Origin of the sequence: Stenotrophomonas sp. 610A2, assembly GCF_030549615.1 — a bacterium.
Taxonomy (GTDB): domain Bacteria; phylum Pseudomonadota; class Gammaproteobacteria; order Xanthomonadales; family Xanthomonadaceae; genus Stenotrophomonas; species Stenotrophomonas pigmentata.
Genome location: NZ_CP130832.1, coordinates 3,049,927 through 3,072,118, shown reverse-complemented (window position 1 = coordinate 3,072,118; position 22,192 = coordinate 3,049,927). Strand labels below are relative to the sequence as shown.

The window sequence follows — 22,192 nt, the reverse complement described above, 5'->3', positions numbered from 1 at the left end:
TTCCGCGTTCATTAATGTGAAATACTTAGCGAAATAGCCCAAATGGGGGATAATCGACACATGGCAATCCAACTGAAAACCCCCGAAGAAATCGAGAAGATGCGCATCGCCGGCCGTCTGGCGGCTGAGGTGCTCGACATCATCACCCCGCACGTCAAGCCCGGTGTCACCACCGAGGAGCTGGATCGCATCTGCAACGACCACATCGTCAATGTGCAGGGCACCATTCCGGCCAATGTGGGCTACCGCGGATTCCCCAAGACCGTGTGCACCTCGGTCAACAACGTCATCTGCCACGGCATTCCCAGCGAAGCCAAGGTGCTCAAGGATGGCGACATCGTCAACATCGACGTGACCGTCATCAAGGATGGCTGGCACGGTGATACCAGCCGCATGTACTACGTCGGCACGCCGTCGGTGATGGCCAAGCGCCTGGTGGAAACCACCAAGGAAGCCATGTGGCGCGGTATCCGTGCGGTCAAGCCGGGCGCGACGCTGGGCGATGTGGGCCATGCGATCCAGGAGTTCGCCGAAGGCGAGCGTTTCAGCGTGGTGCGTGAGTACTGCGGCCACGGCATCGGCAAGGTCTACCACGACGAGCCGCAGGTGCTGCATTACGGTCGTCCGGGCCAGGGCCTGGTGCTCAAGCAGGGCATGACCTTCACCATCGAGCCGATGATCAATGAAGGCACCCGTTACACCAAGGTGCTGCCGGATGGCTGGACCGTGGTGACCAAGGACCGCAAGCTCTCGGCACAGTGGGAACACACCATTGTGGTGACCGAGGACGGCGTTGAAGTGCTGACGCTGTCACCGGCCGAAACCGCGCAGGCATGACCTCACTGCCGGCGGGCCCGAGTCTGGACACGCCGGCAGATTCTGCCGGTGACGCGCAATGGGCTGCCGATGCACGGCAGTCACTTGCCCACACCGATGCCCGCTTGGGCAAGCGCTTCGAGCAGACCGAGAATGTCGAACGTCTGCCCGGCCTGCGCGCGCGTGCGGTCGATCAGCTGATCATCGAAGCCTGGCAGCGCTGCATACCCGCAGGTGCGGGGCTGGCCTTGTTCGCGGTCGGCGGCTATGGCCGTGGCGAGTTGTTCCCGCGCTCGGACATCGACCTGCTGGTACTGGCCGAGACCGAAGTGCAGCAGCGCCACGAAGCCGCTTTGGCGCGCCTGTTCGCCCTGCTATGGGATGCCGGTCTGCCGGCAAGCCATGCGGTGCGCTCGGCAACCCAGTGCGTGCAAGCCGCTGCCGACCAGACCGTACTGACTGCCTTGATCGAGGCACGCCCGCTGGTTGCCGACGCGACCGCCCAGCATGGTCTGGCGCGTGCGATCGCGCCGAGCCTGGTATGGCCGCCGCGCGAATACTTCCTGGCCAAGCGCGAGGAACTGCTGGCGCGCCACCAGCGCTTTGGCGACACCGCCGACAACCTGGAGCCGGATATCAAGGACGGCCCCGGTGGCCTGCGCGATCTCAATACGCTGGGCTGGATGGCGCTGCGCGCCTTCGGTGTCAGCAATATCGATGCGCTGGTCGGGCTGGGCCATCTGGGCCTGGATGAGGCCGCCGCGCTGAAGCGTGAGCGCCTGGTATTGGCGCGGTTGCGCTTTGGCCTGCACCTGGTTGCACAGCGTCCGGAAGAGCGGCTGCGTTTCGACTACCAGAAGACCTTGGCTGCGCGCATGGGTTTTGGCGACGACGCCGAAAGCCTGGGCGTGGAAAAAATGATGCAGGGCTTCTATCGCAGTGCGACGGTGATCCGCCGCATCAGCGACCGCCTGCTGCAACGCTTTGAAGAACAGTTTGATGGTGAGGCGACACCGCAGCCGGTAGGCGAGGGCTTTTCGCTGCGCCGCGGCTATCTGTCCGCCGATGATCCGTTCTGGCCGCATGGTGATATCCGCAGCATCTTCGCGCTGTTCGCCTGCTGGGCACGTACCTCCGATGTGCGCGGCCTGCACTCGATGACTGCGCGCGGTCTGGCCGAGATGCTGGACGAGATCCCTGACTACACCGCCGTGGATGAAGACGTCCGCGAGCAGTTCATGGCCTTGCTGCGTGGCCCGCGAGCGGTCGATACGCTGGCACGGATGGCGCGTCTTGGTGTGTTGGGCCAGTGGATTCCCGCATTTGCCGCAGTATCCGGGCGCATGCAGTTCGACCTGTTCCATGTCTACACGGTAGACCAGCACACCTTGATGGTGTTGCGGAACATGGCCTTGTTTGCCTCCGGCCGCGCCGATGAGCGCTTCTCCATTGCCCATGAAGTGTGGCCGCGCCTGCGCAAGCCGGAGCTGCTGTTGTTGGCTGGCCTGTTCCATGACATTGCCAAGGGCCGTGGTGGTGATCACTCCGAACTGGGTGCGGTGGATGCGCGCGAGTTCTGCAGTCTGCACGGGCTGAGCAGCTCCGACACCGAGCTGGTGGCGTGGCTGGTCGAGCAACACCTGCGCATGTCGGTGACCGCGCAGAAGCAGGACATCACCGATCCCGATGTGACCCATCGTTTTGCCGGCCTGGTCGGCGACCGTGATCGTCTCGATTACCTCTACCTGCTGACCTGTGCCGACATCGCCGGCACCAGCCCCAAGATGTGGAATGCATGGAAGGACCGGCTGCTGGCTGACCTGTATTTCGCTACCCGCCGCGCCTTGCGCGAGGGCTTGGAGCATCCGCTGCCGGAAGCCGAACGGGTGCAGGAAGCGCGCGACAACGTGCGCGAGCAGATGCGCCTGCTCGGCCATGACGATGCGGTGATCGACCGCCAGTTCGCGGCAATGCCCGACGAGAGCTTCGTGCGTTTTCGTCCCGAGCAGCTGGTATGGCAGGCAGCGTCGTTGGTGGAAGTCCACAAGGGCGGAACCTTGGTCAAGGTTCGACGAATCACGCCCGAGAGTGATGCGCTGGAAGTCTTCGTGCATTCACCGGACCGCGACGGCATGTTCGCCGCCATCGTGATGACCCTGGATCGCGCCGGCTACGGCATCCACCGTGCGCGCGTGCTGGATGGCCCGGACGACACCATCTTCGATACCTTCGAAGTGACGCCTGCTGGCAGCTTTGCCGATGGCGATGCCGCGCGCCTGGAAACCGTGCTGCGCAAGGCCTTGGCCGGCAATATCCTGATCCTGCGCCCATCGCGGCGGGTGATGCCGCGTCAGCTCAAACACTTCCGTTTCGCGCCGCGCATCGAGTTTCTCGATTCCAGTCATGAAAACAGGACTGTCTTGAACCTGGTAGCGCCGGACCGCCCCGGTCTGCTCGCCGATGTAGCGCATGTGCTGCGCGACCAGCGCCTGCGTGTGCAGGATGCACGCATCGCTACCTTTGGCGAACGCGCCGAGGATCAATTCCAACTTACCGATCGCCACGATCACCCCCTTACCGAAACCTCCATGCAGGCCTTGCGTGACGCATTGCTTGCCTGCCTGGATCCCGACAACAAGCCAGGAGACCCCCACTGATGGCAAGCAAGCCCGCAACCAAGAAGACCGTGACCAGGAAGACCGCCAAGAAGGCAGCGCCTGCAAAGGCTGCGCCGAAGAAAAAAGCTGCGGTAGCGACCAAGCCGGCCGCCAAGCCTGTTGCGAAGACGGTCAAGGCCGCGGTCAAGAAGGTTGCTGCTGCCAAGCCGAAGTCGACCAAGCCGGTGACGCAGTCGGTAGGCCCGCGCAGCCTGCGCAAGCCGCCGGCACCGGGCGTGGCCGAGTTGAAGTTCAGCATTGAAAGCGCATTCGAGCGCCGCACCATGCTGACCATGGACGAGATCGAAGGCTCGACCCGTGCGCTGGTAAACCGCGTCATCGACGGCCTGGAGTCCGGCGAGTTCCGCGTTGCAGAGCCCGATGGCAATGGCGGCTGGAAGGTCAACGAGTGGCTGAAAAAGGCCGTACTGCTGTACTTCCGTGTCAACGACATGGCGGTGATGGATGGCGCCCCTGCACCGTTCTGGGACAAGGTCGAGTCGCGCTTTGAGGGCTACGACGAACCTGCCTTCCGCGCAGCAGGTGTGCGCGTGGTGCCAGGTGCGATCGCCCGCCGCGGTACGCACTTCGGCAAGGACGTGGTGCTGATGCCGAGCTTCACCAATATCGGTGCACACGTGGGCGAAGGCACCATGGTTGATACCTGGGCCACGGTGGGTTCCTGCGCGCAGATCGGCAAGCACTGCCACCTGTCCGGCGGTGCCGGCATCGGTGGTGTGTTGGAGCCGCTGCAGGCCAGCCCGACCATCATCGAGGACCATTGCTTCATCGGTGCCCGTTCGGAAGTGGTGGAAGGCGTGGTCGTCGGCCACCACAGCGTGATCGGCATGGGCGTGTTCCTGAGCCAGAGCACCCGTATCTACAACCGCGCCACTGGCGAAGTGACGTATGGCTATGTGCCGCCGTACAGCGTGGTGGTCAGCGGCTCGTTGCCGTCCAAGGACGGCACCCATTCGCTGTACTGCGCGGTGATCGTCAAGCAGGTGGACGCCAAGACCCGCAGCAAGACCAGCGTCAATGATCTGCTGCGTGGGTTGGCGGACTAAGCCAGCCGGTAGCGAGGCTGTTCCCTTCTCCCGCTTGCGGGAGAAGGTGCCCGAAGGGCGGATGAGGGGAGTTTTTGCTTCGCTCTGGCTCTGCGGGTTGGAAGCTTTGATTGCTAGCTGGAAGCTTCCCCTCACCCCCAGCCCCTCTCCCGCAAGCGGGAGAGGGGAGCAGATCAACGCGAGCTTTAAACCATGACCACGATCTACGGACTTAAAAACTGCGACACCTGCAAGAAAGCCACCAAGTGGCTGGACCGCTTCAACGTCGCTTACACCTTCGTCGACTACCGCGACAACAAGCCCAGCCCGGAAACCCTGCTCGAATGGGCGGGCAAGGCCGGCGGCTTCGCGGCGATGATCAACAAATCCTCGACCACCTGGCGGCAGCTGCCGGACAACCGCAAGTCGCCCGAGTCCGATGCCGAGTGGAAGTTGCTGCTGCGCGAATACCCGCAGTTGATCAAGCGCCCGCTGGTGATCACCGACGACGGCAACCTGAGCCAGGGTTTCAGCGACAACGGCTTCAAGGCCCGCTTCAACATCGCCTGATCCACCACCACATGCAGGAGCGGCGCAAGCCGCGAAGCCACCGATCCATAAGGCCGCCATGAACGACGTACTAGCCCTGACCTGCGATCTGATCGCCCGCCCTTCGGTAACCCCGGAAGACGCCGGTTGCCAGCAGCTGATCGCAGGCCGCCTCAACGCCGCAGGCTTCAACTGCGAACACCTGCGCCTGGGCGAAGTCGACAACCTCTGGGCCACCCACGGCAGCGGCGCGCCGGTGTTGGTACTGCTCGGCCACACCGACGTGGTGCCGACTGGTCCGGTCGAGACCTGGAGCAGCGATCCGTTCAAGCCGGAGGTGCGTGATGGCGTGCTGTACGGGCGCGGCACTGCCGACATGAAGGGCAGTGTTGCCGCCTTCGTGGTGGCCGCCGAACAATTCGTCGCTGCCCATCCGAACCACCCCGGTACGCTGGCGGTGCTGCTGACCAGTGATGAAGAAGGCGACGCCATCGATGGCGTGCGCCACGTTGCCAAGCTGTTTGTGGAGCGCGGGCAGGGCATCGACTGGTGTATTACCGGTGAGCCTTCGTCCACGGCCAAGCTTGGCGACCTGCTGCGTGTCGGCCGCCGTGGCAGCCTCTCGGCCAAGCTGCGCATCAAGGGCGTGCAGGGCCATGTGGCCTATCCGGACAAGGCGAAGAACCCGATCCATCTGGCCGCACCTGCATTGGCTGAGCTGACTGCCCGTCATTGGGACGATGGCTACGAAAGCTTCCCGTCCACCAGCCTGCAGATATCCAACATCAACGCCGGCACCGGCGCCAACAATGTGATCCCGGGCGAGCTGCTGGTGATGTTCAACCTGCGTTACAACCCGCATTGGAATGCCGACAAGCTGGAGGCCGAGATCGGTGCGCTGTTGGATCGTCACGGCCTGGACTACGACCTGCATTGGCATCGCAGCGGCGAGCCGTTCTATACGCCGGAAGGCCGCCTGCGCAGCGTCGCCCGCGCAGTGCTGGCTGAATTCGCCGGTGCCGCGCCCGAAGAAAGCACCGGCGGTGGTACCTCCGATGCCCGCTTCATCGCCCCGTTGGGCGCACAATGCATCGAGGTGGGGCCGGTCAATGCCAGCATCCACCAGGTCGATGAGAACGTGCGCGTGGCCGACCTGGAAGCGCTGCCTGACCTGTACCGGAAACTGATCGAAAAACTGCTGGACTGAGCTGTTACGGTGCACGTGCACAATCTTGCCGGGGGGGCGAGATGGACAGTGTTCAAATGTGGTTCCGTAAAGGGCTGATGGTCTTCTTGCTGGCGTGCCTGCTGCCATTGGCGCACGCCACCACCACAATGCATGGCTTGCCGCTGCTGCGTCAGTTCGGGGCCAGCCAGTTGCCCGCCGCGCCAACCTATCCTGGCGTGGTCGTTGATCGCACTGGCAACCTGTACGCAGCCAGCGGCGAAGGCGTGATGATCTTCCGCAGTGGCGTATGGGAGCTGCTGGAGGCGTCTGGCGAAGCGCCGGTGTACTCGATCATGTTGGCGCGCGATGGCAGCATCCATGTTGCTGGCGCGGGTGTGTTCGGGCGCTTGCTGCGGCAGGCGGATGGCACCCACAAATTCGTTGACCTGCTGCCGCGCTTGGCCAATGCGGGCCTGGTGCAAGGGCCGGTCGAGGTCTTCTCGCTGGGGGAAACCTCGCGTGGTGTGCACGCGGTTAGCGCTGGCTCCTTGTTTGTACTCGAGAAGGACGGCAGCACCACGCGTATGCAGCTGCCCGCTGGCGCACGTACGCGCCCGCTGGTAGCCGGCGATGAGGTCTTCTTCCGGGTTCCGGGGCAAGGGCTCTACCGTGTCGACAAGGCGGCGATGGTGCTGGTCGAAGGCATGGAGTCGCTCGCCAAGCTGCGTATTCCCGCGGCCTGGCCGTACCGTGGCGGCTTGTTGTTTGCCGCGGCCGATGGCTTCCATTTCAGTGATGGCATGCACGTACGCAAGCTCGACACGGAGGCTGATGCGGCCTTCCGTCTGCACGAGCCTTACACCGGCATCGCACTTGCCGATGGCGGCTTCGCGATTGGTAGTTTCGACGGCACGATCATGCGTTTCTCGCCCGGCCTGCGCCTGCTCGACAGCTTTGCGGCGTGTGCGGGTGAGATGCACGACCTGGTGGAGGACCGCGAGGGTGCGGTGTGGATCTCGGGCGAGAACGGCATCGCGCGTCTGCGCTGGTCGCTGCCCTGGACGCGCTATGGGCGTCTGCATGGCCTGAACGGACGCATCTTCGACAGCACCTGGTATGACGGCCGCCTGTGGGTGGCAAGCATGGGAGTGTGGAGTGCGCAGGCCTCGGCAGCGGCGACGCCGGAGTTCTCGCAACAGCAATGGCCGCATCGGGATCTTGAGACGTTTGCGCTGGAGGGTACGTCTGCGGGTCTGCTGATCGGTGATCGTTACGGTCTGTCGGTGCTGGACCCGGGGCAGTCTCAGCCGCGTCGGCTGCTGGCAGCGACCTTGGGTGACAGCGTCAGCAGGTTGTTGGCTTCGGCGTTCGACCCAGGGCTGATGTTTGCCATGGCCAGCAACCGGATCATTGTGCTTGGCCAACGCAGCGGACGCTGGCAGGTGGTCGCGCAATGGCAAACCGACGGCAAGCCCGTCCATGGCGTGTACGAGACCGCAGCGGGCGAGGTATGGGCCGGCGACGCCGTTGGCGGCGCGCATCGCTGGCGCTTTGATCCGGACAGTGGGCAGTTGCTCAGCGATCAGCGCTATGGCGCGGCGCAAGGGCTGCCCGACGTGGCAAGACACGGAGTGCGACTGCTCCGCATTGGCGGCGTTCTTTACGGCATCACAGGACAGCAGGTGCACCGTTTGCAGGGCGACCGGTTTGTTGCGGCCGAGTTGCCTGTGCTCACCGGATTGCAAACACCCATGGAGCTGGAAGGCGAGGATAACGCCAAGGGCAGTTTTGCCTGGACGGCGCGACAGCTGTGGTGGCGCAAGCCCGGTGCGACCACGTTCCAACTGCAGCAGGTCAGCGATAGCCGCGTGCCAGGCTTCATGACGGTGGGGCTGCACGGTGATGGGCAACTGCGCGTGGTTACCCGTGACAGCGTGTTGCAGTTGGATCCCGCTGCGGTCGAATCCATCGCGACACCGCCGCAGGCGCGGTTGGATCGCATCGAGCTGCAAGGTCCGAATCATCCGCCCGTACTTTTGCCTCTGTTGCCAAAAACAACGCCGCACTTGCCAGCCGGGGCGGGCTTGGCCCTGCGCTTCGGCGTGCAGAGCATGGAGCCGGAAGTCGAGTTCCGTTATCGGATGCCGGGCTATCACGACGAATGGTCGCCATGGACGGCTGGGCGCGAGCTGACCTACCAGCGCTTGCCTGCGGGCACTTACGACTTCCAGCTGCAGGCGCGCGTGCTGGGCGCCGCGCCTACCGAGGTGATGAGCTACCCGCTGCAGGTTGCACCGTTCTGGTACCAGCGGCCCTGGGTTCGGGTGGGCTTTGGCGTGGCGGGTCTATTGTTCGTGGTCGCGGTGGTGCGGCTACGCACCCGCGCCATCAATGCACAAAACCGCCTGCTTGAGCAGAAGATCAACGAGCGCACTGCCGAGCTGCAGAGCGCCAACTCACGGCTTTCGGCGCTGGCCGTCACCGACGGACTCACCGGCATCGCCAACCGCCACGCGATGGAGAAAGCCTTGCCGCGTGCCTGGCAGCGTTGCGCGGTACGACAGGAGCCGCTGGCGGTGATGATGATCGACGTGGATCACTTCAAACAGTTCAACGACACCCACGGCCACCACATCGGCGACCTGCAGCTGCGCCGTGTAGCGCAGACGTTGGCCGCGCAGGTAACGGGTGCCGAAGAGCTGGTCGCGCGCTACGGCGGCGAGGAATTCGTGCTGATCCTGCCGGCTTGCGATGAGCAGATGGCGATGGCGCGAGGCGAGCGGCTTCGCAGTGCAGTGGAGCAGGTCACCGGTGCTGCTGGTCAGCGGGTGACGATCAGTGTCGGGGTGGCGGTCTGCATTCCAGTGGCTCAGGAAGATCCGATGGCGTTGGTAAGCTGCGCCGATCTGGCGCTGTACCGCGGCAAACGCGAGGGGCGCAACCGGGTGGAGGTCGGCTGTCTCCAGTGAGCAGGAACTGAAGTGCGCAATAACGTCAGTGCGCAGAATCGCCCGCGCTCAGGCGGATGTTCTTCGCTGGAGTGACTATCATCCAGGGCAAGAGCAAGCGTCTTGAGTTGAGTGCTGGCCTTGTTCAATCAGAACGCCTTCGACGCGCGGGACATCAACTGGGCGAGACCTGCCTGTCGATGACGCCGGCCAGCGCGCCGCCGTCGGCGACAAACTCTGCCCCTGTTGAAAAGCTCGACGCGTCGCTGGCCAGGAAGAGCACCATGTTGGCGATTTCGTTGGGTTTTCCTGCGCGGTTGAGAGCGACATGGCCCTGATCCTGCGCCAATCTGGAGGCTGACAATGGCGTTTCTATCAAGCCCGGATGTACTGAATTGACCCGCACGCCGTAACGCCCAAGTTCCAGTGCGACCGACCGGGTAAGGCCGCGTACGCCGAATTTGGACGCGCTATAGGGGGCGAGGTCTTCAAAACCAAGGAATCCGGCAGTAGAGGATACGTTGATGATCGATCCAGCACCGGATGCGATAAGCGCCTTCGCAGCGGCTCGCATTCCCAGGAAGACGCCATTGAGGTTGATATCGATCACCAGGTTCCAGTCTTCGACACTGAGATCCAGGATCGAACCGGATTTGACGATGCCAGCGTTGTTCACGAGGATGTCCAGCCTGCCGAACGTTTGCTGCGCCAGCGCTATCGCCGCAGCCCAGTCATTGGGGCTGGTGACATCGAGGTGAACGTAGTGGGCACGTTCGCCCAGTGCCAGTGCCAACTTGCTGCCGTCGTCATCGAGAATATCGCCGAAGACGACGGATGCACCTTCCTCGATCAGGCGATGCACAACCGCGGCCCCGATACCTCGTGCGGCGCCACTTACAAGCGCAACTTTTCCATCTACAGCTCCCATTTGACTCCTCCACCTTGTCGGTTTCATCGAGACGGATTGATTGGCCGTTCACCGAAAATTTCATCAGGTCAGGTTGGAGTCAAGTGCAAAAACAGACATCAAATGATCGAAGCGCAATAGTGCGCGACAGCCCTGAAGTCCGGGTACAGACGGTCGCATGTTCAGCCGTACAGGCTCGAGCCGACACTCGAATGCAGCTGGTCGCCTGGCTTTCCAAGCTCCGATTTCATTGCTTCCAACTCCCCAAGGTGTCGACTCAGACATGCGCGAGGAGGCTGGGTACGATAGGCGGCAAAGACGGTAGCAGTGGGCAGGCAGAGGTGTGCTGGGGCGCTTGCCAGACGCATGGCCAGTAATCCATGCCAGCCTACTGCCTTATGCGACGATCAGTCCGAAAGCAGCCAACGCCGCCGCAGCCTGCCGCTGCGAGATCACCGCCTTCTTGAAGTGCTTGCTGTCCATCACGTTGAGTCCGCTGATATCGGTCTCGCGCAGGTCGGCACCTTCGAAGCGGGTCAGGCGGGTCTGTGTGTTGCGCAGGCTGCCGCCAGTGAATACGGCATCGCGGAAGTCGCAGCCTGAGAGGTCGGCATCGGAGAAGTCCATGCCTTCCAGCTGCGCCTTGCGGAACGACATGCCGCGCAGGTCGGCGCTGACCAGCAGGCAATCACGGAACTCCAGTGCCCAGCCGCTTACTTCCTGCAGGTGGGCGCCGGTCAGTTTGCAGTCCTTGAACTGCACCGACGACAGCGTGGCGCGTCGCCAGAAGCTGTTGTTGAGGTCGCAGTGATCGAAGCGCGAATCACTGAGCTGCGCTGAACTGAAATCGCAGTGGCTGCCACGGCATTTCTGCCACTGGCTTTCCTCCAATGATGCGGCCAGCCAGTTGGCCCTTGTCAGCGAGCACTGCTTGAACTGGTAGCCGTCCATGTCCAGGCGCGAGAAATCGCCTTCGTCCAGCATGCAGGATTCAAACACCGCCGTCTGAGGATGCTCGCGGATGATCTGCTGCATGCGCGCGCGGTCGATGGTTTCTTCGCGGAAAACGGCGGTGTTCGTCATGTCCAACCCTGCAGATGCCAGCGCTTTATTCTGCGCGACATCGGCCTGCTGATGCAGTCTTGTCGCGCTGGCTTATGTGTGTACAGACCCCGGGTCTATTCGAAGATGAAGAATGGCGGTGCGATGGCTTTGCGCCAATAGGATTCCTCGGCCATGTAGAACTCCTGCGCATGGGCCTGCGCAAACCATGCCGCCGCTGCAGCTTCATCCTTCTGCAGGCCCTTGCCGCCGCGGCCCAATGCCAAACCTGCGAAGTACTGGCCGTAGACATTGCCTTGTTCGCCTGCGCGCTGGTACCAGCGCAGTGCTTCGCTCTTGTCCTCGGGCACGCCAATGCCTGCTTCGTGCAAGGTGCCCAGGTCGACCTGGGCCTCGGCGTCGCCGCGCGCGGCGCGCCGCTGGATGCGGGCGATGGTCGCATTGGTGGAGAGCTGGTCGGGGGCAAGGCGCGCAGCTTCAGTTGAGGCGAGAGTTGCGTTGCGCAATGCGTCCAGCTTGTACAGTTCACGCATATACACCGCCGAACGCAGCCGCCAGCGCAGTGCGCCCGCCATGTCGCTTTGGCGTTCGTACCAGCGTGCCAGATCGGACATGGCATACGGCGAGCCATGGTAAGCGGCGCTCTGGTACCAGCGGAATGCCTTGCGTGGCGAAGGCTTGAAGCGGACATCTCCCGGCTTCTGCGGGTCATCGCTGCTGTCCAGGCGACCGCGCTCAAGGATCCTGCCCAGTTGCTCTTCGGCACCTGTGCTGCGGTGGGTGCGCGGCGTTGTCGCCGCTGCGCGCGCGTACCAGTCCAATGCGCGCGGGTCGTTCCAGGCCTGATACATCTTCGCCACCCGCAGGGCGGAGTCGAACTGACCATCGGCGGCTGCGGACAGGGCATCGCGCTCGGTGTCACTCGGCGGACGGGTGGCCGGCGTTGTTGCGCAACCGAGCAAGGTGAACAGGGGCAGGGCGTACAGCAGCAGGCGGGGCGTGGGACGGGGCATCCAGCGGGTCCGGGGAGCGGGGCGGGCGATTATCGCGGAGTGCGCCGGCCCGGCCGCTGAATCGGTTGCCAAAGCAACAGTTGCGCGGGCGCCGAAAGCGGGATACGGTCAGCGCCATGTCCTCGTTCCTGGCCACCGCCGTCAACAATAACAACCGCAATAATCTGCGCGCGAATAATCGTGCGCGGCCACTGCGGGACTGCGACCAGAGCTAGAACAGGCAACACGCTCAGGACACCAGAAAACCCGCATCGGTCGATGCGGGTTTTTTTGTGGCCGGGGCGGGAACACCGAGCGGCTGCAGGTCTTGAGGCCGTTGCTTCCAATGTTTGTCCCCACACAACCCAGGAGCTTTCCCATGTGTTCCATCTTCGGCATTTTTGGCCTGCAACCCGGTGACGACCTGCAGGCGCTGCGTCGGCAGGCGCTTGAACAATCCCAGCGCCAGCGGCATCGCGGCCCGGACTGGAGCGGTGTTTATGTAGACGACGGCGCCATCCTGGTGCACGAGCGCCTGGCCATCGTTGACCCGGCCGGTGGCTCGCAGCCGCTGCTGTCGGACGACGGCCAGCTGGCGCTGGCAGTGAACGGTGAGATCTACAACCACCAGGAGCTGAAGAAGGAACTGACCCAGCCCTACGCCTTCCAGACTGGCTCGGACTGCGAAGTGATCAACGCGCTGTACCGTGAAGACGAACCGGCGTCCTACTTGAACAGGCTCAACGGCATCTTCGCCTTCGCGCTGTGGGACCGTGCCAAGCAGCGCGTGATCATCGCCCGCGACCCGATCGGCGTGGTGCCCCTGTACTGGGGCCACGACAAGCAGGGCCGGCTGTGCGTGGCCTCGGAAATGAAGTCGCTGTCCGATACCTGCGCCGATGTCGCGCAGTTCCCGCCCGGCCACTGGTATGACAGCAGCACCGATACGCTGAGCAAGTACTACGAGCGTCCGTGGCGCGACTACGCCGCAGTCGAGGGCGTGGATGTATCGTTGGCCGAACTGCGCGAGGCCTTCGAACGCGCTGTGCACCGCCAGCTGATGACCGACGTGCCGTACGGTGTGCTGCTGTCCGGTGGCCTGGATTCGTCGCTGGTCGCCGCGGTCGCGGCGCGCTATGCACGCAACCGCATCGAGGACGGTGGTCAGAGTGAAGCCTGGTGGCCGCGTCTGCACAGCTTCGCCATCGGCTTGAAGGGTTCGCCCGACCTGGCGGCGGCCAAGGTGGCGGCGGAAATGCTGGGCACGGTGCATCACGGCTTCGAGTACACCTTCGAAGAAGGTCTGGATGCAGTGCCGGAGGTGATCCGTCACGTCGAAACCTATGACGTCACCACCATCCGCGCATCCACGCCGATGTTCCTGCTGGCACGACGAATCAAGGCAATGGGCGTGAAGATGGTGCTGTCCGGCGAAGGCAGCGACGAGATCTTTGGCGGCTACCTGTACTTCCACAAGGCGCCGAACGCGCGGGAGTTCCACGAAGAGCTGGTGCGCAAGCTCGATGCGCTGAACAACTACGACTGCCTGCGCGCGAACAAGTCGATGATGGCCTGGGGCGTGGAGCCGCGAGTGCCGTTCCTGGACCGCGAGTTCCTGGATGTGGCGATGAAGATGGACGCGCGCCACAAGATGGTCGACAAGGCCAGCGGTCGCATCGAGAAGGCAGTGCTGCGCGAGGCCTTCGAAGGCTATCTGCCCAAGGAAATCCTGTGGCGGCAGAAGGAACAGTTCAGCGACGGCGTCGGCTATGGCTGGATCGACGGTCTTAAGGCGCATGCCGAAGCCCAGGTCAGCGACCGCGTGCTGGCGGCGGCCGACAAGCGCTTCCCGCACAACCCGCCGCAGACCAAGGAGGCCTATTACTACCGCCATGTGTTCGAGCAGTTCTTCCCCAGCCATGCTGCATCGGAAACCGTGCCGGGCGGCAAGTCGATTGCCTGCTCGTCACCAGCGGCGATTGCCTGGGACGCCAGCTTCGCCAGCATGGCCGATCCGTCCGGCCGCGCCGTGGCCGGTGTGCACGAGCAGGCCCTGGCGGGCTGAAAGCCCGCGGCCTGAATGTGCTCGAAAGCCCCTCTCCCCTCGCGGCAGAGGGGTTGGGGAGAGGTCAACATGCGGCACAATCTGGCGCGTACGACCACGAAGCAACAGCTCTGTCTGGCTAACCAATCAAAAGGACTTTCGATGCGCGCTTGTGCGTTAGTGATGCTTGGCCTGTTCTGCAGTTCGTTCGCCCACGCCAACGAGGTGCCGCTGGAGCGGCATCAACTGGGCAGCTGGGAAACCGATATCGGCTACACCGGCGTGGTACGTGATGGCGATACGCTGCACATCTCCGGCGTCCCGTGCCGAGGTGCGGACATGCACGTCGCGGTGCGCGACTGCTACGGCAAGCTGACCAAGATCCTGCAGCAGTTCGATGCCGACAGCAGCCAGGTGGTGAAGGAAACCGTGTTCACCACCGACATGGATGGCTTGATCAAGGCCATTCCCGACCGCAAGACCTTCTTCGCCGACGGCAAGTATCCGGCCGCGAGCTGGGTGCAGATCAGCCGTCTGTTCGACGCCGAAGCCAAGCTCGAAGTGGAGTGGACGGTGCGCCTGAAGTAAGCGCGTATCCGCCATTTGTAGGAGCGGCGTAAGCCGCGAAGCAGGGAGACCATCAGGTCGCAGACGCGTCGATGGTTCCGGTAAATCCTGCCTCGCGGCTTACACCGCTCCCACAATCAGATTGCAGCCATGTGCTGGTTACTCAGCGCGGGCTCAAGCTCAAGCTATGCGCTGCCTTACCCGGCAGGAACGGAGTCGGTCGGCCTTCCACCCAGTCGTCGTGGCCTGCGCCCCAGAACGGCGACAGCGGATGGCCACTCTGGCCGCCGGGCATGTGAACGATGCCGTCGGCTTCGTGACCGGGCGACACCACCATGCGCTCGGACGCACCAAACTTGGGTCCGACCACCCGCGGCATGTTGTCGTCGCCAGCCAATGGCTGGGCCGGCATGCACAGCCAGCGCTTGAATAGACCCGGCAATGCCATCGAGACCGGATGGCAGATCGCGGCGGTGTTGCGCTCGCCCCAGCTGCGTTGCGCCAGATCCGGGCCTTGTTCGGCCAGATCTTTTTCCAGTTGACGGGCGCTGTCGGCCAGCAATGCATCCCAGCTCTCATAAGGCGGTGGCAACAGGTGCGGCGGACGTTCGCTGAGCAAGGGCCATAGCAGGCCTTCGAACTGGGCCAGTTTGGGTGGGATGTAACGTTCGCCCAACTGTTCCTTGGCCGGTGCCAGCAGCGCGCCTTCCATGTTGTCCATCAGGATGCCGCGGAAGCCGCGCGCCATCCGGTAGCTGACGGAATCGGTGGAAGCGCGGCCCTGCCACTGCCGGCTGGCGGCTTCCAGTCGCTTCAGCGCCGGATCGTCGCTGTGCTCGACGGTCTGCCGCAGCAGCTTCCACCAGCGCTCCATCAGCAGGGCGCGGTCATCGAGCTGGATTGCCAGCAGGTCACTTTCCTTGAAGCTTTCGCGGGCGAACAGGCCGTCGCGGATCTGCTTGGCGCGTGCACCGAAGTCATAACCGCCGTCACCGGCCTCGGCCAGCGCGGCGCCATCGAGCACGCGGCCATTGGCTGTCCATAAACGGTGATCGGGTGGGTCGATCAGCGCTGGTGCCTGATCGGTGCGGATCGGCCACGGTGCGCAGTTGGTCTGGGCCGCCGCATCGGCATGGCAGGCCGGGTCACGCGCGGGACGCGCGCCGATCAGGCGCCAGGCGATGCGTCCGCTGCGGTCAGCGAGCAATAGATTCTGTGCAGGGATGCCGGAGCGATCGGCTACTGCAAAGGCAGCGTCGAGATCGGCGGCCTTGGCCATGTCGGCGAAATCCAGACGCACCGCGCCAGCCTGCTGGCCAACCCAGCGCAGGGCCAGCAGTTGCCCGTTGGGTTCGTCATGCAGCACTGGGCCCCAGTCGCTTTCGCGTACCAGCAGCTGCTCCGGGCGCGCGCCGGCAACGGCGATGGACTCGTTGACGGTGCGCAGCGGGGTGTCCGCGGGCAGGGTGGTGTAGTCGGCGGTGTCGATATAGCTGTTGGTGAAGGCCCAGGCCACCCGCGTATTGCTGCCGACGATGACCGCAGGCAGGCCGGGCAGGGTGAATCCAGCAACATCGACCTTGCCTTCCGGCGCGGTCGGGTCGGCATAGCGCAGGCGTGCGCGGAACCAGATGTTGGGCGCACGCAGGCCCAGGTGCATGTCGTCGGCGATGATGGCGCGACCGTCTTCGGTCAGGGCGCCGGCTACTGCGAAGTTGTTGCTGCCCAGGACATCAGAGTCCGCTGCTACCGGCGCAGGTGGCGCCGTGCCAATCTGCTTGCGCAGGTCCAGCGTTGTCGCATCCGGTAACACCGCGTCGCCTCGGGGTGCGCCAAACAAGGGCGCATCCCAGCTGCTGCCGTCGTGGGAAAGCATTGCGTACAGGGCGGGCGGCACCACGCTGCGGATGCGTGCCATCGCCAGTTCGCGGGTATTGGTCGGGTCCTGCAGGTCGGCGTACATCGCCAGCCCGGTCAGCACCGAGTCCTCCAACTCCCAGGCGCGCGGTTGCTGGCGCAACAGCAGGTAAGGCCAGGGCCGTACCGGCAGCGCGGCCAGGCCGGCATTGACGCCGTCGCGGTAGGCCTCGATGACGCCGCGTTTGTCGCCGAGGGCCGCGCCCAGGTTCTGCTGGGTATGAGCGCGCAGGCGTTGCACGCGCATGCGTTTGTCCAGCGGCAGGGCCTTGGCGCCGAACAGCTCGGACAGCTCGCCGGCGGCTGAGCGCCGCATCAGGTCCATCTCGAAGAAGCGCTCCTGCGCGTGGACATAGCCCAGGGCGCGGGCCATATCGGTCTCATTGGCGGCTTCGACGGTGAGCACCCCCAGCGCGTCGCGCTGGATGCTGACCGGCGCAGACAGCCCCGGCAGGGCCAGCTCCCCGTCCAATTGCGGCAGACTGCCGCGCAGCAAGCCCCAGGTGGCCAGCAGCACTACCAGCAAAAGCCCCAATACAACCCAAAGCGAACGCAGCAGCCAACGCAGCACAGGCCTACCCCCGGTAACGGTTCTGTCGCGATTGTAGACAGCTTGTGAAGCCGAAAGAGAGGGAATCGCAACTGAAAGTGATTCCGATTAGATCATTGGATTTTCAGATGGGGCACCCTATGCACATCGAATCATCAGGAGCATCCCCCCATGCAGGGCAAATCCGAAGTCGTTGAGTGCCTGAAGGAGCTGCTGCGCGGCGAACTGGCTGCGCGCGACCAGTACTTCATCCATTCCCGTCGTTACGAAGATCAGGGCCTGCTGGCGCTGTACGAGCGTATCGGCCACGAGATGGAAGAAGAGACCGAGCACGCAGATGCGCTGCTGCGTCGCATCCTGTTCCTCGGCGGCAACCCGGACATGCGTCCGCACGCGTTCGAGCCCGGCGTGACCGTGATGGAAATGCTGGAGAAGGACCTGCAGGTCGAATACCAGGTGCGCGCCAACCTCGCCGCCGGTGTGAAGCTGTGCGAAGCGCAGGGTGACTATGTCAGCCGCGACATCCTGCTGCTGCAGTTGCGTGACACCGAGGAAGACCATGCCTGGTGGCTGGAGAAGCAGTTGGGCCTGATCAAGCGTATTGGCCTGGAGCTGTACCAGCTGAGCAAGATGGACGCCAAGGGCACCCCGGCGCATTGATCCTGTAGTGCCGACCCATGGTCGGCATTTGAATCTATCGGTAACGCCGCTGCCGACCATGGGTCGGCACTGCGGGTCGTTGGGTTTGCCGGTAATGCCCCTGCCGACCATGGGTCGGCAGTACAGGCATTACAGGCGCTGCAGCCTGTAGACGGCAGTGGATAGCGCGGTTGCGCCGTCGGCGCGGAAATCCGGCTGCTGGTCGAGGATGTCCCGCCGCTCCAGCAGGCCGGCCTGCCACGGTGTGGCGAACAGGCGTTGGACTTCCGCTTCTTCCACCGAAAATGGTGGGCCCTGCTTTTCGTCCTGCGGGTATTCCAGGGTGATCAGCACGCCTTGGCAGCCTACCGGCAACTGCCCATACAAGGTGTCGCGGTAGTGCTGGCGTAGGTGCGGCGGCAAGGCGATCAGTGCTGCGCGGTCGTAGACGCCGGCGATATCGCCCAGCAAGTCCGCATCCAGCGCGAAGGCATCACCACAGATGATTTCAATCGGCCCGGCGCTGTAATGCTCGCCGTACTGGCTGCTGTGGCGTTGCGGGGTGATGTCGGCTTCTGCGAAGAACTGCTCGATGGCCATCGGTGACAGTTCAACGCCGAGCACGCGATGGCCTTGGGCGGCCAGCCAGTGCATGTCCAGGGTCTTGCCGCACAGTGGCACCAGCACGCGGCTGCCTGCCGGCAGTTGCAGTTCGGGCCAGTGCTTCTGCAGCAGCGGCATCACCTCGTTGCGATGGAAGCCGATTTGACCGTTCTGCCAACGTTGCAGCCAGAAGTCGGGTTGCATGGGGTTCTCCGCTTGCGTTGCCGGTGGTTTGTAGGAGTGGCGTAAGCCGCGAAGCTGAGGGCAGTGGATCAATGGTGCTTCGTGGTTGCTGACGCGGTTTGGATTTGTGGCTTCGCGGCTTACGCCGCTCCTACACGAAACAAAAAGCAGAAGGCCGGGCATTGCCCGGCCTTCTCTGTTTACTGGACTTCCAGCCCTTCGACCTTCTGCCAGCCTCTCGGCAGCAGATGCCCGCGCGTCGCCCGCGTTCCCAGATACGTCTCCAGGTCCTTGAACGACAGGTTCATGGTGCGCTGACCACTGCGCACCAGCAGGGTGTTGCCGGGGCCTACCGCGACCACCGCGACCACGCGCTCGGTGGAGAGCTTGGCCTTGGGGATCTCGATGATCTTGTTGCCCTTGCCCTTGTCCAGCTCAGGCAGCTCGCTGGCCGGGATGGCGAGCATGTTGCCGGCGCTGGTGACCGCGACGATGCGGTCGGTCTCCGGGTTGGCGACCAGGGACGGGGTCAGTACGGCCGACCCAGCGGACAGGTTGAGCATCGCCTTGCCGGCCTTGTTGCGGCCGGTCAGGTTCTCGAAGCGGGTGACGAAGCCATAGCCGTGGGTGGATGCCAACACGAAGCGGGTGTTGTTGTCGCCGCTGGCCACGGTGACGAAGCTGCTGCCCGGAGCCGGCGAGAAACGGCCGGTCAGCGGCTCGCCATTGCCACGTGCCGAGGGCAGGGTATGCACCGGCGTGGAGTAGGCGCGGCCTTCGGTATCGAGGAAGGCGACCTGCTGCGTGCTTCGCGTGCGTGCCACTGCCAGCAGGCTGTCGCCGTCGCGGTAGTTCAGGGTCGAGCCATCGACATCGTGGCCCTTGGCTGCGCGTACCCAACCCTTTTCCGACAGCACCACGGTCATCGGTTCGCTGGGCACCAGCTCGGTCTCGTCGATGGCCTGGGCGGCACCGCGCTGCACCAGCGGCGAACGGCGTTCATCGCCGAACTTCTTGGCGTCGGCCAGCAGTTCGTCCTTGACCAGTTTCTTCAGCTTGGCGCTGCTCTGCAGGATCGAGAGGATCTTGTCGCGCTCCTTGGCCAGCTCATCCTGCTCGCCGCGGATCTTCATTTCTTCCAGGCGTGCAAGCTGCTTGAGCTTGGTTTCCAGGATGTACTCGGCCTGGTCTTCGCTCAGTGCGAAGCGCGCGATCAACGCGGCCTTGGCATCGTCCTCGGTGCGGATGATGCGGATCACTTCGTCCAGGTTGAGGAAGGCAACCAGCAGGCCTTCCAACAGGTGCAGGCGACGCTCGACCTTCTGCAGGCGATGGTTGAGGCGGCGGGTGACCGTGTCCTGGCGGAAGCGCAGCCACTCGCTGAGCAGCATCTTCAGGTTCTTGACCTGCGGACGACCGTCCAGACCGATGACGTTGAGGTTGACGCGGTAGCTGCGCTCAAGATCGGTGATGGCGAACAGGTGGCCCATCAGCTGTTCGGCGTCGACGCGGTTGGAGCGCGGCATCAACACCACGCGCACCGGGTTGGCATGGTCGGATTCGTCGCGGATGTCTTCCAGCCACGGCAGCTTCTTGGCGCGCATCTGCGCGGCGATCTGCTCGATCACCTTGGACGGCGAGACCTGGTGCGGCAGCGCATCGATGACGATGTTGCTGCCTTCCTTCTTGAAGGTGGCGCGTGCACGTACGCTGCCGTTGCCGGTCTCGTAGATGTTCCGCAGGTCCGACGGCGAGGTGATGATCTCGGCGGTGGTCGGGTAGTCCGGGCCCTTCACGTGCTCGCAGAGCTCGGCGACGGTGGTATCCGGCTCGTCGATCAGGCGCACCAGCGCGCTGACGATCTCATTGAGATTGTGCGGCGGTACGTCGGTGGCCATGCCCACGGCGATGCCGGTGGTGCCGTTGAGCAGCAGGTGCGGCAGGCGTGCCGGCAACCAGCTCGGCTCTTCCAGGGTGCCGTCGAAGTTCGGCGACCAGTCGGTGGTGCCCTGGCCCAGTTCGCCCAGCAACACCTCGGCGATCGGGGTCAGCTTGGATTCGGTGTAACGCATGGCCGCAAACGATTTGGGATCATCGCTGGAGCCGAAGTTGCCCTGACCGTCGATCAGCGGGTAGCGGAACGAGAACGGCTGGGCCATCAGCACCAGGGCCTCGTAGCAGGCGCTGTCGCCGTGCGGGTGGTACTTACCGATGACGTCACCGACGGTGCGGGCGGACTTCTTGGGCTTGGATGCGGCACCCAGGCCCAGTTCGCTCATCGAATAGATGATGCGGCGCTGCACCGGCTTGAGCCCGTCGCCGATGAACGGCAGGGCGCGGTCCAGCACCACGTACATGGAGTAATCAAGATAGGCGCGTTCAGCGTATTCGCGCAGTGGCTGCTGTTCGAAGCCATGGTAAGCGGGGCGTGCAGACTCAGTCATTGCGGGTGGGTGCTACCTGTTGTGCGGAGCCAAGGCGGGGACCGCCGGCTGCCTGATCCGACGATTATCCGGATGGCGGCGGAGATGCCAAGCCGCGGATGGGATCGAGCCCGCCTTCCAGCCCCTGATCGGCTCGGCTCTGGTAGCGGCCGGGCGGCAGGCCGAAGTGGCGGCGGAACACGATCACGAAGGCGCTGGGGCTGCTGAACCCCAGTGAATGGGCGATGTCGGCCACGGCATGGCCGTCGTTGAGGCGGCGCAGCGCCTCGGCCAGTCGTGCCTGCTGCCGCCACTGGGCGAAGCTCAAGGTGGTCTCGTCGCGGAAGTGGCGGCTCAGGCTGCGCGGCGACAAGCCCGCCCACTGTGCCCATTGCGCAAGGCTGCGGTCATCGGCCGGCTCGGCCAGCAGTTGCGAGGCGATCCGCAGCAGGCGCCGATCGGCCGGCATCGGCAGGTGCATGCGCTGGCGCGGTGCCTGCCGGATTTCGTCCAGCAGTACATCCATCATGTGCTGCTGGGGCGCTGACAGTGGTTGTTCCGGCGACCAGTCGCTGATCCGCTCGGCCAAGGCATTGAGCAGGCGGGAAATGCCGATCACGCAGGGATCGTCGGGTAAATCAACACAGATCGGGCTGGCCAGGGCCATGCCCCAGCCACGCAGCGGGCCGTCGATCACCACCGTATGCGGCTCGGCCGCGGGCATCCAGCCACCCGAACCTGCCGGCAAGGACCAGGTGCCGTGGCGAGTGCGGGTGGTCAGAAGGCCGCGCTCGACGCAGATCAGCTGTGCCCGCGCGTGCTGGTGCCAGTCCACCTCGCGGGCCAGGCCCCGCGGGCTGTCGAAGCGGAAGCCGAAGACCGGCGGCCCGTCGTCGCGCTCGAACCAGTCCAGTTCCTGGTCACGCAGCAGCGGGGCGGGCAGCTGCATGTCAAAGCCCTGCGGTGCACGGCGCCGGACCGAAGAGAGGGTTGCGCCTGCGCTTGGCTGGATTTCGTCATTCATTGGCTGGATTGTATTACCGGGCCACGTTCACAGCCATTACTGTGTCCAGGTCGGCCGCAAACACCATTGGTGCAACACAGCATTTGATACCAAGTAG

The 22,192-nt window shown here is 64.1% G+C and carries 16 protein-coding genes; 9 read left to right on the top strand and 7 right to left on the bottom strand.

Annotated elements, in window-relative coordinates; genetic code table 11:
• The first annotated feature begins 60 nt into the window (after nucleotides 1-60).
• From map to Q5Z11_RS13775, 6 genes are all read left to right on the top strand, one after another.
• A complete protein-coding gene (gene map, locus Q5Z11_RS13800; RefSeq protein ID WP_303746932.1) occupies nucleotides 61-837 on the top strand; it encodes a type I methionyl aminopeptidase in 777 nt (258 codons plus the stop codon).
• A complete protein-coding gene (locus Q5Z11_RS13795; protein ID WP_303746931.1) occupies nucleotides 834-3,473 on the top strand; it encodes a [protein-PII] uridylyltransferase in 2,640 nt (879 codons plus the stop codon). Before map ends, Q5Z11_RS13795 begins: the two co-directional genes overlap by 4 nt.
• Entirely contained in the window at nucleotides 3,473-4,540 is a 1,068-nt protein-coding gene (gene dapD / locus Q5Z11_RS13790; RefSeq protein ID WP_303746930.1) for a 2,3,4,5-tetrahydropyridine-2,6-dicarboxylate N-succinyltransferase, read from the top strand. The genes Q5Z11_RS13795 and dapD overlap by 1 nt, the downstream gene beginning before the upstream one ends.
• A gap of 192 nt (nucleotides 4,541-4,732) precedes the next feature.
• Nucleotides 4,733-5,089: a Spx/MgsR family RNA polymerase-binding regulatory protein gene (locus Q5Z11_RS13785; protein WP_303746929.1), complete on the top strand. Its 357-nt coding sequence runs from the start codon at nucleotides 4,733-4,735 to the stop codon at nucleotides 5,087-5,089.
• Between the two features lie 58 nt (nucleotides 5,090-5,147).
• Nucleotides 5,148-6,275: a succinyl-diaminopimelate desuccinylase gene (gene dapE, locus Q5Z11_RS13780; RefSeq protein WP_303746928.1), complete on the top strand. Its 1,128-nt coding sequence runs from the start codon at nucleotides 5,148-5,150 to the stop codon at nucleotides 6,273-6,275.
• 56 nt (nucleotides 6,276-6,331) lie between these two features.
• Complete coding sequence (locus Q5Z11_RS13775; protein ID WP_303746927.1) at nucleotides 6,332-9,205, top strand: ligand-binding sensor domain-containing diguanylate cyclase; 2,874 nt, start codon at nucleotides 6,332-6,334, stop codon at nucleotides 9,203-9,205.
• Nucleotides 9,206-9,359: 154 nt separating this feature from the next.
• Here Q5Z11_RS13775 and Q5Z11_RS13770 read toward each other — a convergent pair whose 3' ends face one another.
• From Q5Z11_RS13770 to Q5Z11_RS13760, 3 genes are all read right to left on the bottom strand, one after another.
• Nucleotides 9,360-10,112, bottom strand: coding sequence for an SDR family oxidoreductase (locus Q5Z11_RS13770; protein WP_303746926.1), 753 nt, complete (start codon nucleotides 10,110-10,112; stop codon nucleotides 9,360-9,362).
• 375 nt (nucleotides 10,113-10,487) lie between these two features.
• On the bottom strand, nucleotides 10,488-11,174 hold the full coding sequence (locus Q5Z11_RS13765; protein WP_303746925.1) for a pentapeptide repeat-containing protein: 687 nt from the start codon (nucleotides 11,172-11,174) through the stop codon (nucleotides 10,488-10,490).
• 95 nt (nucleotides 11,175-11,269) lie between these two features.
• Complete coding sequence (locus Q5Z11_RS13760; RefSeq protein WP_303746924.1) at nucleotides 11,270-12,166, bottom strand: tetratricopeptide repeat protein; 897 nt, start codon at nucleotides 12,164-12,166, stop codon at nucleotides 11,270-11,272.
• A gap of 358 nt (nucleotides 12,167-12,524) precedes the next feature.
• Between Q5Z11_RS13760 and asnB the strand changes: the two genes are divergently transcribed.
• Entirely contained in the window at nucleotides 12,525-14,210 is a 1,686-nt protein-coding gene (asnB, locus tag Q5Z11_RS13755) for an asparagine synthase B (protein ID WP_303746923.1), read from the top strand.
• Between the two features lie 162 nt (nucleotides 14,211-14,372).
• Nucleotides 14,373-14,777, top strand: coding sequence for a RidA family protein (locus Q5Z11_RS13750; RefSeq protein WP_303746922.1), 405 nt, complete (start codon nucleotides 14,373-14,375; stop codon nucleotides 14,775-14,777).
• Between the two features lie 142 nt (nucleotides 14,778-14,919).
• Here Q5Z11_RS13750 and Q5Z11_RS13745 read toward each other — a convergent pair whose 3' ends face one another.
• The gene (locus Q5Z11_RS13745; protein ID WP_303746921.1) at nucleotides 14,920-17,244 is read right to left on the bottom strand and encodes a penicillin acylase family protein; all 2,325 of its coding nucleotides are present in this window, start codon (nucleotides 17,242-17,244) and stop codon (nucleotides 14,920-14,922) included.
• Nucleotides 17,245-17,394: 150 nt separating this feature from the next.
• Here Q5Z11_RS13745 and Q5Z11_RS13740 point away from each other — a divergent pair, with 150 nt between their 5' ends.
• Nucleotides 17,395-17,883, top strand: coding sequence for a bacterioferritin (locus tag Q5Z11_RS13740; RefSeq protein ID WP_303746920.1), 489 nt, complete (start codon nucleotides 17,395-17,397; stop codon nucleotides 17,881-17,883).
• A gap of 129 nt (nucleotides 17,884-18,012) precedes the next feature.
• Here the strand turns inward: Q5Z11_RS13740 and Q5Z11_RS13735 are convergent, their stop codons facing one another.
• The 3 genes from Q5Z11_RS13735 to Q5Z11_RS13725 form a co-directional block, all read right to left on the bottom strand.
• On the bottom strand, nucleotides 18,013-18,669 hold the full coding sequence (locus Q5Z11_RS13735; protein WP_303746919.1) for a thiopurine S-methyltransferase: 657 nt from the start codon (nucleotides 18,667-18,669) through the stop codon (nucleotides 18,013-18,015).
• 179 nt (nucleotides 18,670-18,848) lie between these two features.
• Nucleotides 18,849-21,092 carry a DNA topoisomerase IV subunit A gene (gene parC / locus Q5Z11_RS13730; protein WP_303746918.1) on the bottom strand — a complete coding sequence of 748 codons (2,244 nt, stop codon included), beginning with the start codon at nucleotides 21,090-21,092 and terminating at the stop codon, nucleotides 18,849-18,851.
• A 64-nt stretch (nucleotides 21,093-21,156) separates the two neighbouring features.
• The gene (locus Q5Z11_RS13725; protein ID WP_303746917.1) at nucleotides 21,157-22,020 is read right to left on the bottom strand and encodes a helix-turn-helix domain-containing protein; all 864 of its coding nucleotides are present in this window, start codon (nucleotides 22,018-22,020) and stop codon (nucleotides 21,157-21,159) included.
• Between the last annotated feature and the right edge of the window lie 172 nt (nucleotides 22,021-22,192).